This window comes from Vibrio sp. 03-59-1 (assembly GCF_013114135.1).
GTDB lineage: Bacteria > Pseudomonadota > Gammaproteobacteria > Enterobacterales > Vibrionaceae > Vibrio > Vibrio cortegadensis.
The window spans coordinates 141009-155799 of the sequence record NZ_VTYA01000012.1; the positions used below are offsets into that span (position 1 = coordinate 141009).

Annotated in this window: 9 protein-coding genes, 7 tRNA genes and 2 rRNA genes; 6 read left to right on the forward strand and 12 right to left on the reverse strand. The window is 42.0% G+C overall.

The annotated features are described in order from the left end of the window. Positions 1-4: 4 nt before the first annotated feature. The 6 genes from F0249_RS13670 to F0249_RS13695 form a co-directional block, all read right to left on the reverse strand. Complete coding sequence (locus tag F0249_RS13670) at positions 5-1720, reverse strand: ABC transporter ATP-binding protein (protein WP_113796118.1); 1716 nt, start codon at positions 1718-1720, stop codon at positions 5-7. A gap of 930 nt (positions 1721-2650) precedes the next feature. After that, a tRNA-Pro gene (locus tag F0249_RS13675) sits at positions 2651-2727 on the reverse strand. A 70-nt stretch (positions 2728-2797) separates the two neighbouring features. Next, a tRNA-His gene (locus tag F0249_RS13680) sits at positions 2798-2873 on the reverse strand. A 43-nt stretch (positions 2874-2916) separates the two neighbouring features. Further along, positions 2917-2993 (reverse strand) — tRNA-Pro (locus F0249_RS13685). Between the two features lie 177 nt (positions 2994-3170). Continuing rightward, positions 3171-3246, reverse strand: a tRNA-His gene (locus F0249_RS13690). Between the two features lie 45 nt (positions 3247-3291). Next, a tRNA-Arg gene (locus F0249_RS13695) sits at positions 3292-3368 on the reverse strand. Between the two features lie 299 nt (positions 3369-3667). Between F0249_RS13695 and F0249_RS13700 the strand changes: the two genes are divergently transcribed. Continuing rightward, positions 3668-4078, forward strand: a complete 411-nt coding sequence (locus tag F0249_RS13700) for a cytochrome c5 family protein (protein ID WP_315973051.1) — start codon at positions 3668-3670, stop codon at positions 4076-4078. 87 nt (positions 4079-4165) lie between these two features. Here F0249_RS13700 and rep read toward each other — a convergent pair whose 3' ends face one another. Continuing rightward, a complete protein-coding gene (gene rep, locus F0249_RS13705) occupies positions 4166-6181 on the reverse strand; it encodes a DNA helicase Rep (RefSeq protein WP_171757006.1) in 2016 nt (671 codons plus the stop codon). Between the two features lie 181 nt (positions 6182-6362). Here rep and F0249_RS13710 point away from each other — a divergent pair, with 181 nt between their 5' ends. The 4 genes from F0249_RS13710 to F0249_RS13725 all read left to right on the forward strand — a co-directional run bounded on the left by F0249_RS13710 (position 6363) and on the right by F0249_RS13725 (position 11569). Beyond that, a complete protein-coding gene (locus F0249_RS13710; RefSeq protein WP_198927064.1) occupies positions 6363-6944 on the forward strand; it encodes a TetR/AcrR family transcriptional regulator in 582 nt (193 codons plus the stop codon). Positions 6945-6962: 18 nt separating this feature from the next. Continuing rightward, positions 6963-8069 (forward strand): efflux RND transporter periplasmic adaptor subunit, encoded by a 1107-nt coding sequence (locus F0249_RS13715; protein WP_171757007.1) that lies wholly within the window; start codon positions 6963-6965, stop codon positions 8067-8069. Positions 8070-8081: 12 nt separating this feature from the next. Next, positions 8082-11204, forward strand: a complete 3123-nt coding sequence (locus F0249_RS13720) for a multidrug efflux RND transporter permease subunit (protein WP_017052418.1) — start codon at positions 8082-8084, stop codon at positions 11202-11204. A gap of 113 nt (positions 11205-11317) precedes the next feature. Next, on the forward strand, positions 11318-11569 hold the full coding sequence (locus F0249_RS13725; protein WP_017052419.1) for an accessory factor UbiK family protein: 252 nt from the start codon (positions 11318-11320) through the stop codon (positions 11567-11569). A gap of 139 nt (positions 11570-11708) precedes the next feature. Here F0249_RS13725 and ilvC read toward each other — a convergent pair whose 3' ends face one another. Then, entirely contained in the window at positions 11709-13193 is a 1485-nt protein-coding gene (ilvC, locus tag F0249_RS13730) for a ketol-acid reductoisomerase (protein WP_017052420.1), read from the reverse strand. 143 nt (positions 13194-13336) lie between these two features. Here ilvC and ilvY point away from each other — a divergent pair, with 143 nt between their 5' ends. Continuing rightward, the gene (gene ilvY, locus F0249_RS13735) at positions 13337-14218 is read left to right on the forward strand and encodes an HTH-type transcriptional activator IlvY (protein ID WP_017052421.1); all 882 of its coding nucleotides are present in this window, start codon (positions 13337-13339) and stop codon (positions 14216-14218) included. Positions 14219-14278: 60 nt separating this feature from the next. Here the strand turns inward: ilvY and F0249_RS13740 are convergent. The 4 genes from F0249_RS13740 to rrf (F0249_RS13755) form a co-directional block, all read right to left on the reverse strand. After that, positions 14279-14355: transfer RNA gene (locus F0249_RS13740), tRNA-Asp, on the reverse strand. Positions 14356-14418: 63 nt separating this feature from the next. Then, a 5S ribosomal RNA gene (rrf, locus tag F0249_RS13745) occupies positions 14419-14534 on the reverse strand. A 39-nt stretch (positions 14535-14573) separates the two neighbouring features. After that, positions 14574-14650 (reverse strand) — tRNA-Thr (locus F0249_RS13750). Positions 14651-14695: 45 nt separating this feature from the next. Next, positions 14696-14791: ribosomal RNA gene (gene rrf / locus F0249_RS13755) — 5S ribosomal RNA — on the reverse strand; the annotation flags it as partial.

Genomic DNA, 14791 nt, shown 5'->3' on the forward strand with positions numbered 1-14791 from the left:
ACTTTTATGCCGATTTTACATCTTCTCTCAATCCCAAAAACTCAGGCATCAAGGAAATTAGGTGTTGGCTGTACTCATGTTGAGGGTCAGTAAATAGCTGCTCTGTTGGTGCTACTTCTAATAATTTACCCATTTGCATCACACCTACACGATCACACATTTGACGAATAACAGGTAAATCATGACTGATGAAGAGCATCGTGAGGTTTAGTTCAGCTTGAAGGTCTTTTAACAGGTTGAGGATTTGAGCCTGTACCGACACATCCAGTGCCGAAGTCGGTTCATCACAAATTAATAGGCGTGGACGTGTTGCCAGAGCTCGGGCGATAGAAATGCGCTGACGTTGACCACCAGAAAATTCATGAGGATATTTAAGCCCCGCCATTTTTCCTAACCCAACATGATCCAATAAATCATGCACAATTTGACGTGTTTCATTTTCATTGCGAGTCAATTTATGAAAACGAATCGGCTCGGCAATAATGTCAAAGATCTTCATTCGAGGGTTCATTGATGTATATGGGTTTTGGAATACCATCTGCATTTGACGACGCATTGGGCGACGTTCTTTTTCTGATTTGAGGCCAGTGAGGTCGATACCTTCAAAGGTAACGTGCCCTTCGTTAGGCTTGTACAATCCAGCAATAACCCGTGCAATGGTTGATTTACCCGACCCTGATTCACCAACTAAACCAAACGTTTCACCTTCAAACACCTCAAAGCTAACGTTATTCGAAGCTTGAACGTACTGACGACGACTCTCAAACATCGAATCTTTAGTGATGAAGCGTAAGCTAACATTCTCAACATTTAGCAGTGGGCCAGTGTACTCACGGTGATCTTGACTTTGACCTAACCAATGATTTTTGACGTCCAGTTGCTCCATTTCATGCGCTTCTTCGATATAGCTAACAAGCGGGAATCGGTCGAGTTTTACATCTGAACGAGGGACTGCGGAAATAAGGCTGTGCGTGTAAGGATGTTCTGGTGTTCCTAAAACTTTCGCGGTTGGGCCAAACTCAACCAAATCACCACGGTACATGACCGCCACACGATCCGTCACGTTCGAAACAACACCCATATCATGGGTCACTAACATACAGCCAACGTTATTAGTCACGCATAACTCACGGATAAGGCTTAAAATCTGATCTTGAATTGAAACATCTAATGCGGTCGTTGGCTCATCAGCAATAATAAGATCGGGTTCACCTGCAAGAGCAATGGCAATAACAACACGCTGTCGCATACCGCCTGAAAATTGGTGCGGATACTGCTTTAATCGGTTTTCTGGTTGAGGAATACCCACTTGGTTCATTAGTGACAATGCACGCTCAGATGCTTCTTCATCTGTCATATCCAAGTTCGCGTGAATCGTCTCTTTTAACTGATGTTCAACGGTGAATAATGGGTTTAACGAGGTCATCGGGTCTTGAAAAATAAAACCAATCTTAGAGCCACGAACTTTACGCATCTGCTCCGGAGTTAACCCCGAAACTTTTTCACCATCTAAGAAAACCTCGCCATCAGCAATAACACCTGGAGGACTTAATAGATCAATAACCGCGTTACCGACTGTGGACTTACCAGCGCCAGATTCCCCCACAACACCGACGATTTCACCACGTTCAATATTAAACGACAGCGATTTAACTGCCGCATGAACACCGTGACGAGAAGGGTATTCAATACGAAGATTTTTAACTTCTAAAAGTGACATTACCAGACCTCTACTGCTATGGCAGCTCTCTGCCCTGTCTGCAAAATTGGAATCCATTCACTGCCAGAACAATGTTCTGCCAATTTACAAGTCCATCAATTTGGCAAATATTTCACAGAAAAGCAACAAACATAGGATAAAAAATCGAGATTGCGCAGTTTTAAAGCACTTAATAAATATAGTTATGCCGAATTTGTGAATAAATTATCACTCTTTATTATTAAATGCTGAGCTTTCATACTTTACATTTATCTATTTTCGTACTTAATAGCCCTATTTCCTAAGAACAAGCGCCTATTCTCAGAGAAAAAACCAAACAGTTTTATTCACCATTAAGTTTTAACATTTCAAATACATAAACCATATAAAAAACTAAATACAACCAATAGGACTACCCATAAGTATAAATATAGTCATAAAAACCATATTCACATGGCGATTTAATACAAATAGTTTCAATCGAGAAAATACATAACGGGATTGTTCTCAATGAAACCAGCTTCTACACGAATGTAGAGCCGAGAAAATATTCATGAACATCAGGCGAACCCCTTCTGTTTCTCTTCTATAGCCGATAACTAAAAATCATTAATTCCACTGATCGCTAAACGAAAAAAAACCTCATCATTTCTGATGAGGTTTCTTCAAAGGTGATCTGTGAAGAGACATTCTTTGAACATCAGGCGAACCTCTTCTGTTTCTCTTCTATAGCCGACAACTAAAATCATTAATTCCACTGATCGCTAAACGAAAAAAAACCTCATCATTTCTGATGAGGTTTCTTCAAAAGAGATCAGTGAAGAGACATTCCTTGAACATCAGGCGAACCCCTTCTGTTTCTCTTCTATAGCCGACAACTAAAAATCATTAATTCCACTGATCGCTAGACGAAAAAAAACCTCATCATTTCTGATGAGGTTTCTTCAAAAGTGGTCGGTGAAGAGGGATTCGAACCCCCGACCCTCTGGTCCCAAACCAGATGCGCTACCAAGCTGCGCTATTCACCGACTTCTATTTTATTTTGACTTATCAAAAAGGGAAATCTCATTCACTACGTAAACTTGACTACCGAGTTAATGGGGTGGCTAACGAGATTCGAACTCGCGACCACCGGAATCACAATCCAGGGCTCTACCAACTGAGCTATAGCCACCACTAACTTTTTATATAACCGTTTAAAACGATTATTGAAATAGTGGTCGGTGAAGAGGGATTCGAACCCCCGACCCTCTGGTCCCAAACCAGATGCGCTACCAAGCTGCGCTATTCACCGACATTGTATTTTTTTACTTGGTTTGCGTTAGAGGGATACCCTCTGGTCCGCTTATTCCAAGGTCAGGATGCGTAACAAATCACGCTATTCACCAACATGTTTCGTTCCGATTCTAAGATAAATCTTGAATCAGCACTGGAAACCTTCATTTACGAATAAACTTGGTTACCAAAATAATGGGGTGGCTAACGAGATTCGAACTCGCGACCACCGGAATCACAATCCAGGGCTCTACCAACTGAGCTATAGCCACCACTACTTTTTGCCAATATAGTGCTTATTTTACTAAGCATCCGGATGGTACGCCCGAAAGGATTCGAACCTTCGACCTTTGGCTCCGGAGGCCAACGCTCTATCCAGCTGAGCTACGGGCGCATGCCCTATCGGCGGAGTGGAATAATACGTATATCACCCTATGCCGTCTAGTGTTTTTTTTACTTTTTTTTCTGTTTGTTCTCTTTTTCAGCAGTTCATATGCAATAAAAGCTTATATAGGATGTGATAGAGCCCTTGTCGCTGATAACTTGTTGTTTATTGCAACAAGTTATCAGGATATAATCACCCATTATTTACATTGATTTAACAGGTTACTGATGACCGATTAAGTCAAAACACAGTTTAACACTATAATTTTGGTAAGCATGTACTTACCTTGGGAATGTGAAGTGAGTTTAATGGATATGTCTCGACGAATCATAAGCGTTTTATTCGCTGCGTTAACTTTTTCTAGCGCTGCGTTTGCCACTACCGATCAAGCTGAATACGATGCAATAGCTGAACGCATCCAACCCGTAGGTCAAGTTTACCTTGCTGGCAGCGAACCCGTTAAAGCTGAACCAACAGGTCCTCGTGATGGTGCAACAGTATATGGAACTTTCTGTATTGCTTGTCACTCATCAGGTATTAGCGGAGCGCCTAAAACAGGCAACGCTGCTGAGTGGGGGCCTCGTATTGCTCAAGGTAAAGATGTCTTAAAAGATCACGCAATTAATGGCTTTAATGCAATGCCAGCAAAAGGGTCATGTATGGATTGCTCTGATGATGAAATCGTCGCAGCCATCGACCACATGATCAAAGGTCTATAAGGCAACTATCCACACCTACCAATGTGCCTAGTTAAAAAAATGCCCGTGAACTATCACGGGCATTTTTATTATTCCTATTGAACATCGCTATTTTTTGAACATCGCACGTAAGTTTGCGATATGCGCCTGTCCTTTTTCCATTCTTTCTTCTGCTGACTGCGGCTTTTTAACCGTTTCCCAATCCACATCATCATGTGGAAGTTCATCTAAAAATCGGCTCTGTGTCGGTTTAATAAGCTCACCATACTGCCTACGCTCCCGACATTTAGTAAAAGTCAGCTCTTTTTGAGCACGAGTAATACCGACGTACATTAAACGGCGTTCTTCTTCGACATTATCTTCATCAATACTTGTTTGATGAGGAAGGATCCCCTCTTCTGCTCCCATGAGGTAGACGTACGGGAATTCGAGTCCTTTTGAAGCATGTAGTGTCATCAACTGCACTTGATCAGCATCGTCATCGTCTTCACCTCGCTCCATCATGTCACGCAAAGTTAAACGCTGAACAACCTCTTTTAGACTCTTCTCTTCTTTATCGTAATTGTCACCTTCGAGGTCGGCCACAATCCAACTATAAAGCTCAGACACATTTTTCATTCGCATTTCAGCCGCTTTAGGGCTTGGCGAGCTCTCGTATAACCAATCTTCATAATTGATATCTCTCACCAAAGAACGAACCGCTTCTACGGTATTTCCACGCTCAGCATTATCTGAAATTTTTACAATCCATTCGGTAAAGCGACGTAAATTATCGAGCCCTCGACCAGTTAGATGCTGCTCCAAACCCATCTCAAAGCTTGCTTCAAATAAGCTCTTACCACGCATGTTGGCATAACTACCCAGCTTTTCGAGAGTAACCGGACCAATCTCTCTACGAGGTGTATTCACAATTCTCAAAAATCCGTTATCGTCGACAGGGTTAACTAACACTCGCAGGTACGCCATGATGTCTTTGATCTCTGCGCGAGCAAAGAAAGAGGTACCACCCGAAATTTTATAAGGGATCCTATTTTGCATTAATGCTTTCTCAATCAAACGCGACTGGTGATTACCTCGGTATAACACTGCGTAATCTTTATATTCGGTTCGATTCAAAAAGCGGTGGGCGATCAGCTCTCCCGTAATTCTCTCCGCTTCATGCTCTTCATTTTTAGCATTCAGTACTTTTATTTTTTCCCCATCCGGAATTTCAGAGAAAAGCGTCTTGGTGATCTCATGCGGGTTATTTGCAATCAGTATATTCGCCGCTCGCAAGATACGACTAGTAGAGCGGTAATTCTGCTCTAGCTTAATGACTCTGAGTTGTGGATAGTCTTTACTCAATAAAACCAAGTTTTGTGGTTTTGCGCCTCGCCAAGAATAAATCGATTGGTCGTCATCACCAACAACCGTGAGGCGACAACGCTCACCGACTAAAAGCTTCACTAATTCATACTGGCTCGTATTGGTGTCTTGGTACTCATCGACAAGTAAGTATCGAATGCGTGATTGCCATCTTTCTCGAACTTCTTGATTGGTTTTTAGTAGCAGAACTGGCATCGCAATCAAATCATCAAAATCCAATGCGTTATATGCCTTCATCTGCTTTTGGTACATATCAAAACAGAATGCAAAAACCTGCTGCTGTTCACCTTGTGCATAAGCTATTGCTTGCTCAGGTGTCAGCATGTCATTTTTCCAATTAGAGATACTACTCAGCAACTGACGCAGTAGATCTTTATCACCATCTAACTGTTTTTCGGTTAACTCTTTCAACAATGCTAATTGGTCTTGATCATCAAAAAGCGAAAATCCGGCTTTTAAACCTAATGCTTTATACTCACGGCGGATAATATTCAGCCCCATGGTATGAAACGTTGAAACCATTACCCCTTTAGATTCTTTCTTACCTAAACTTTGTCCTACGCGCTCTTTCATTTCACGAGCGGCTTTATTTGTGAACGTCACAGCCGCGATATTGCGAGCTTTATAACCACACTGCTGCACTAAGTAAGCAATTTTATTTGTAATCACACGAGTTTTGCCCGATCCCGCCCCTGCGAGAACAAGGCAAGGTCCAGATACAAATTTTACAGCTTCGTCTTGTCTAGGGTTCAGTTTCATTGAGTTCTCAACATGGTTTCATCAGGTTTTATGTGTATTCCTCTCTATGATAATGCTGCAACACAGGGAATGCTATGCTCTCGTATACAAGATTTTCACACATTAAATGCGAAACTCTATTATGTAAAAGTGTGATCTATACGCTATAATGAATGAACGTTCATTCATTGGTGGTAAGAAAATGACCATTCATAACCCTCAGGATAAACGCCTTCAGATACTCTCAGCAGCTGAAGCTCTCATTGCAGAGGTTGGCTTTCAGGGGTTATCTATGCATAAGTTAGCAAAAAAAGCAGGGGTCGCTGCAGGCACTATCTATCGCTATTTCGATGATAAAGAACATCTCATTGAGGAAGTTCGGATACATGTAACCCAAAAAATTGCAGACGCGATACAGGAAGGTGTTGACGATTCAAAGCCGATAAAACAACGTTACCGCACCATGTGGCTAAACATTTGGAACTTGGCGGGAACAAACCTTGATGCAATCAAAAACCGGATTCAATATGATTGTTTACCTGCAACAAATAGCACTACATTTAGGGAACTAGAGCGTAAAATGTTTGCCCAAGTGGAGTTACTATTTAATGATGGTAAAAAACAAGGACTATTTAAACCACTTGATAACGAAGTATTAAGTGGATTGAGCTTAGCGGCTAGTGTCTCACTCGCACGTAAGCATTCTTTAGGATTCTACCAACTGGACGAAACTGCATTAGATGCGGCTATTGAGGCTAGTTGGGACGCAATAATTACACACTAGATCGGAGTTCTGACAATAATGAAAAAGTGGACCTTCTTTATGTTACTTATCGCTTTGACCCTTTTTGGGAGCGTGATAGGTTTTAACATATTCAAACAACAAAAAATCGCAGAGTACATGGCTAATAGACCAGAAGCGGAGTTCCCTGTAACGGTAACAAAAGCACAACCAGTAGACTGGGTACCTGTGATTGAAGCTATTGGCTTTATAGAGCCTAATCAAGGGGTAACTCTTTCAAGTGAAACAAGTGGTGTAATTAGAAAAATTGCTTTTACTTCAGGTACGCAAATCGAAGATGACCAACTATTAGTAAGCTTAGATTCATCTGTTGAAAAAGCGAACCTAAAAAGTGCACAAGCAAAGCTTCCTGCGGCGAAAGCAAAATACAAACGTTACAAAGGCTTGTTTGCTAAAGGTTCAATTTCAAAAGAATCTTACGACGATGCAGAAGCGAGCTTTTTCTCACTTTCAGCTGATATTGAAAGCTTAAAAGCAGCAATTGAGCGTCGTGAAATCAGAGCGCCTTTCTCGGGTATTATCGGTATTCGTAAAGTTTACTTAGGTCAATACTTGCAAGCCGGAGATGAAATTGTACGTTTAGAAGACACCAGTGTTATGCGTCTTAACTTCACTGTACCTCAAACTGATATTTCTCGTATTTCAATAGATCAAGCGATCGATATCTTTGTCGATGCTTACCCAGATCAACCTTTCCAAGGAACAATCAGTGCGATTGAGCCTGCGGTTAGCATTCAAAGTGGTTTGATTAGAGTCCAGGCAGACATTCCAAATAGCGATGGTCTACTTCGCAGCGGCATGTTTGCTCGTGCGAATATCATCCTTCCTGCGCTGACAGATCAAATTACGCTTCAACAAACTGCGATTACGTTCACTTTATACGGAGACAATGTTTACATTATCTCTGAAGAAGATGGTGTGAAACGAGTGAAGCAGCAAGTTGTAAAAATTGGCGAACGAACAAAAGATAAAGCTCATATCTTAGAGGGTGTTAAGGCTGGAGATATGGTTGTGACATCAGGCCAAGTACGCCTAAGCAACGGGGCAAAAGTTAAGATTGTAGAAAACGATACAATCACCCCACCATCTGAAACACCTAAGCTGTAATTTGGAGGCATAATGCGCTTTACTGATGTTTTTATTAAACGTCCAGTTTTAGCGGTATCCATCAGCTTTTTGATCGCATTGCTTGGATTACAAGCAATCTTCAAAATGCAGGTGCGTGAATACCCTGAAATGACGAATACTGTCGTTACCGTTTCGACCGGTTACTACGGTGCAAGTGCGGATCTTATCCAAGGCTTTATCACCCAACCTCTCGAACAGGCGGTGGCTCAAGCGGATAATATCGACTATATGACTTCCTCATCGGTTCTCGGTAAGTCAACGATTACGGTCAATATGAAGTTGAATACGGACCCTAATGCTGCGCTGTCTGATATTCTAGCCAAAACAAACTCTGTTCGGTCTCAACTTCCTAAAGAAGCAGAAGATCCAACAGTAACGATGTCTACAGGCTCAACAACGGCGGTGCTGTACATCGGTTTTACCAGTGATGAATTAGTCTCTAGCCAAATTACTGACTATCTTGAGCGAGTGATCAACCCTCAACTGTTTACGGTTAATGGTGTTTCAAAAGTCGACCTTTATGGTGGCATGAAGTACGCGCTACGTATTTGGTTGGATCCAGCAAAAATGGCGGCGGTAGATTTAACGGCAACAGATGTCATGTCGGTTCTAAACTCGAATAACTACCAATCAGCAACTGGTCAAGCAACAGGCGAATTTGTGCTCTATAATGGCAGTGCAGATACTCAGGTATCGAACACTGAAGAGCTTGAAAACTTAGTGGTAAAAAGCAGCAAAGCTGAAGTTATCCGTTTAGCAGATATCGCTAAAGTATCACTAGAAAAAAGCCATGATGTTTACCGTGCGAGTGCGAATGGTAAAGAAGCCGTGGTTGCAGCGATTAATGCAGCTCCAAGTGCTAACCCAATAAACATCGCAGCGGATGTGCTGGATCTTCTTCCTCAGCTAGAGAAAAACCTCCCAAGTAACATTTCTATGAATGTTATGTATGACTCGACAATTGCAATTAACGAGTCAATTCAAGAGGTAATTAAAACGATTGTTGAAGCGGCGCTTATCGTATTGATCGTCATTACGCTGTTCTTAGGCTCATTCCGTGCGGTTCTTATCCCAATCATCACTATTCCACTATCTCTCATTGGTGTGGCAATGGTTATGCAAGCGATGGGATTCTCGTGGAACCTTATGACGCTACTGGCCATGGTACTTGCCATCGGTCTTGTGGTTGATGATGCGATCGTTGTACTAGAGAATGTCGATAGGCATATTAAACTTGGCGAATCACCTTTCCGTGCGGCTATTATTGGTACGCGTGAAATTGCGGTTCCTGTTATTGCGATGACCTTAACGCTAGGTGCGGTATATGCGCCTATCGCGATGATGGGTGGTATTACTGGTTCTCTATTTAAAGAGTTCGCATTAACGCTAGCAGGTTCAGTATTTGTTTCTGGTATTGTCGCATTAACGCTATCACCAATGATGTGTTCAAAAATGCTGAAAGCGCATGCTGAACCAAGTAAGTTTGAACAAAAAGTTCATTACGTATTGGATGGCATGACAAATCGCTATGAACGCATGCTCGGCGCTGTAATGCAGCATCGCCCTGTGTTTATAGGTTTTGCTGTCATTGTATTCGCCACTCTTCCGATGCTGTTCAAGTTTATTCCTAGTGAGCTTGCACCGTCAGAAGATAAAGGCGTAATCATGCTAATGGGTACAGCACCATCAAATGCTAACCTTGATTTCATGCAAAATACCATGGATGACGTGAACGAGATCCTTTCGGCTCAACCGGAAGTGGCGTATGCACAGGTATTTACAGGCGTTCCAAGTGCTAACCAAGCGTTTGGTATTGCTTCAATGCTACCGTGGAGTGAAAGAGAAGCAAGTCAAGCTGAGGTTGCTGGGCGTGTTGGCCAACTGGTGAAAGAAATTCCAGGTATGTCAGTAACGGCCTTCCAAATGCCAGAACTTCCAGGTGCAGGTTCAGGTCTACCTATTCAGTTTGTTATCACTACTCCAAATAGCTTTGAAAGCCTATTCCAAATCACAACGGATATTTTAACCGAGGTATCTTCAAGCCCATTGTTTGTCTATTCGAATCTAGATTTGAATTATGACTCAGCAACAATGAAGATCAATATTGATAAAGACAAAGCTGGCGTCTACGGCGTTACCATGCAAGATATCGGTATTACGCTTGGCACTATGATGTCTGACGGCTACGTTAACCGTATCGATTTGAATGGCCGCTCGTATGAGGTAATCCCTCAAGTTGAACGTAAGTATCGCTTAAACCCAGAATCAATGAAGAACTACTATGTTCGAGCTGCGGATGGTAAAGCAATACCTCTAGGCAGCTTGATCTCTATTGATGTTGTTGCAGAGCCTCGATCTTTGCCGCACTTCAACCAGTTGAATTCTGCGACAATTGGGGCGGTACCAGGACCAACAACTGCAATGGGTGATGCTATCGCATGGTTCGAAAACACAGCTGAAACGAAGTTACCAAGTGGCTACAGTCATGACTATATGGGTGAAGCTCGCCAATACGTAACGGAAGGAAGTGCTCTATACGCAACGTTTGGTTTAGCATTAGCGATCATCTTCTTGGTTCTAGCCATTCAATTTGAATCACTGAAAGATCCATTAGTTATCATGGTTTCCGTACCACTTGCTATTTGTGGTGCTCTTATTGCCTTGGCATGGGGCGCAGCAACCATGAACATCTATTCGCAAGTTGGTTTGATCACCTTAGTTGGTTTGATTACCAAGCACGGTATTTTGATTTGTGAAGTGGCAAAAGAAGAACAGCTGCATCACCATAAAAATCGAATTGAAGCTGTAATGGAAGCGGCGAAGGTTCGTCTTCGTCCAATCCTGATGACGACAGCGGCGATGATCGCTGGCTTAATCCCACTGATGTATGCAACAGGAGCGGGTGCAGCACAACGCTTTAGTATCGGTATCGTAATCGTTGCTGGTCTGGCAATTGGTACTATCTTTACTCTGTTTGTACTTCCAGTAATTTATAGCTACCTAGCAGAGCAACATAAGCCATTACCAATCTTTGTTGAAGATAAAGATTTAGAAAAGCTGGCGCGCGTTGATGAAGCGAAAGCGGTTCATCGTGAGATGGCAAAAAATAGCTAAATTCACAATCTAAACAAAAGGCTACTTCGGTAGCCTTTTTTATTATCTAAAGTAACGACTTTGCGTTGTGAATTACTTAGAATGTAACCAAAATAATAGGAGTTTAGCCCACTATGTTTGATCCAAAGAAATTAGAACAAATTGCAAAACAGATTCATGAATCAATGCCTCAGCCAGTGAAAGAGCTCGGTAACGATGTTGATCAAAAAGTACGACAAGTTATCCAAGGCCAGCTAAACAAACTTGATGTTGTAAGCCGTGAAGAATTTGATGTACAAACTCAAGTGTTGCTCCGTACTCGTCAAAAGTTGACAGACATGGAACAAAAATTGGCAGCACTAGAAGAAAAACTAGCAGATAAATAATCCAACCTAGTGGATCTGTAATGATTTATCCGTAACCTCAGTAACGGATTGATAAGCAGACAAAAAGCCTTTCTTTATTTACTAAAAAGCTCAACATTTCTGTTGAGCTTTTTTCATCACTTTAGCTAAATTACATAAACTAGCCGCCTACCGCGATAGTCTTCATATCTGTCATATAGCCACGTAATTCTTCACCAATGTACTCTACTGGGTGATTACGAATGGTATCATTCACTTCGATTAACTTCGCATTATCCACAAAGTTAGAAGTTTCACCTAAACCACGACCAATCACATCAGTATTCACATTAGGCATGAATTTTTCACGCAGAAGAGGTGTTGCAACGTTAGCAAATAGGTAGTTTCCGTATTCTGCAGTATCAGAAATAACAACGTTCATTTCATACAAACGCTTACGAGCGACAGTATTCGCAATAAGTGGTAGCTCATGCAAAGACTCATAGTATGCTGATTCGTCGATGATACCTGATGCGGTCATTGCTTCGAACGCAAGTTCAACACCTGCACGCACCATCGCAACCATCAAGATACCGTTATCAAAATATTCCTGCTCTGATATTTCAACATCTGACTCAGGATAATTTTCAAAAGCCGTTTGGCCCGTTTCTTCACGCCAACCTAATAAATTTACATCATCATTTGCCCAGTCAGCCATCATCGTACTAGAGAAATGACCTGAAATAATGTCATCCATATGCTTGTTATATAGAGGGCGCATTAAATCTTTTAGCTCTTCAGACAGATCAAATGCTTTTACTTTCGCAGGGTTAGAAAGACGATCCATCATGTGAGTTACCCCACCAAATTTCAGCGCTTCTGTTACGGTTTCCCAACCAAATTGTAGTAATTTACCAGCATAGCCAGGTTCAATACCATCAGCAATCATCTTTTCGTAACAAACGATCGAACCGGCTTGTAGCATGCCACATAAAATGGTTTGTTCACCCATAAGGTCAGATTTAACTTCCGCAACAAAAGAAGATTCAAGTACGCCAGCACGGTGACCACCAGTTGCAGCAGCCCAAGCTTTTGCAATCTCCAGACCATCACCTTGAGGATCGTTCTCAGGGTGAACAGCAATAAGTGTTGGAACACCAAAGCCACGCTTGTACTCCTCACGAACCTCAGTACCAGGACATTTAGGCGCAACCATTACAACCGTAAGGTCTTTACGAACTTGCATCCCTTCTTCCACGATATTAAAACCGTGTGAATAACCTAATGTGGCACCCTCTTTCATTAAAGGCATTACGGTCTCAACAACATTTGTGTGTTGTTTGTCAGGTGTTAGGTTAACAACAAGGTCAGCTTGAGGAATAAGCTCTTCATAGCTTGCTACTTCAAAACCATTTTCTTTCGCATTCTTGAATGACTGGCGCTGTTCGTCAATAGCAGCCTGACGAAGAGCATAAGCAACATTCAAACCAGAATCTCGCATATTAAGACCTTGGTTTAAGCCTTGAGCACCACAGCCTACAATGACGACTTTCTTATCTTTTAGATAATCAGCTTCGCTCGCAAATTCTTCACGATCCATGAAGCGGCAGCGGCCTAGTTGATCCAATTGTTCACGTAAGTTCAATGTGTCGAAATAGTTAGCCATCAGGGCTCTCCTTTATAAATACTGTCCGTTTGGTCGATATCTTACTATCGAATGACTTCATACTAAATCAGACGTAAAGTTGCTTAAAGTGATATATTCACAATTAGTCATTGCAATAAATGCAACATGGAAGATTTAAGTAAATGAATATAAAAAGCCTTCAACTCTTTATTCACTTATGCGATAGCAAGAATTTTAGTAAAACGGCAGCAGCAATGCATGTAAGTCCGTCCGCCCTCAGTCGCCAGATCCAAAAACTAGAAGACGATACTGGTCAGGCTCTATTTGTAAGAGATAACCGAAGTGTAGAAATCACGCCTGCGGGTAAAAAGCTACTTCCTATCGCACTTAATATCGTTGGTGAGTGGCAGCAATATAGTGCGCAGTTAGCAGGTAATGAACATGAGCTTAAAGGCGAAATACGATTGTTTTGTTCGGTCACGGCCAGCTATAGCCACCTACCTGAATTACTGTCTGAATTTAGAGTACGACACCCTCATATTGAATTTAAATTAACCACAGGCGACCCTGCTCAGGCTATAGATCGTATTATTAACGATATGGCTGATATCGCTATTTCGGCAAAACCCGATCAGCTGCCATCAAAAGTAGAGTTTGAGAAAATAAGCGAAATTCCACTCTCAGTCATCGCCCCTTCCGGTATAAATAGTTTTACTCACTTACTCCAAGAAGAATCGATTAATTGGTCTCAGATACCTTTTATTGTTCCAGAAGCAGGTACTGCTAGAGAAAGAGCAAACTCTTGGTTTAAAAAAATGAAAATCAAGCCGAATATCTACGCCCAAGTATCTGGACATGAAGCAATAGTAAGTATGGTTGCTCTTGGATGTGGTGTTGGTATAGCCCCAGACGTTGTGATTGACAGTAGCCCGGTAAAAGAACGAGTAGAAAGGTTAAAAGTAGCGTCAATCAGACCTTTTGAATTGGGCATCTGTTGCAAACGCTCTCAACTAGAGAACCCATTAATCAAAGCTTTATGGGAAGTAGCAGAAGAAAAACATTAATTCAAAATAGTACAGACGTAAAAAAGCCCTAATCTTTCGATTAGGGCTTTTTTAAATCAGTGGCGGAGTGGACGGGACTCGAACCCGCGACCCCCGGCGTGACAGGCCGGTATTCTAACCAACTGAACTACCACTCCGCAGTGTCTATTCAGCTTACGCTATTTCTTTTTACTGTTTTATAAACAATAAAATAAATTAAAGCCTAGCAATGTCCTACTCTCACATGGGGAAGCCCCACACTACCATCGGCGCTATTACGTTTCACTTCTGAGTTCGGCATGGAATCAGGTGGGTCCGTAATGCTATGGTCGCTAAACAAATTCTTAATACATCGATAAATGACGCATTTTAATACTGGTGCTGATACCCAGACTCGAACTGGGGACCTCACCCTTACCAAGGGTGCGCTCTACCGGGCTGAGCTATATCAGCAAACAACAAAAACTCGTTTATAACGAGTTTTTGTTTAAATTTAAAGCCTGGCGATGTCCTACTCTCACATGGGGAAGCCCCACACTACCATCGGCGCTACTGCGTTTCACTTCTGAGTTCGGCATGGAATCAGGTGGGTCC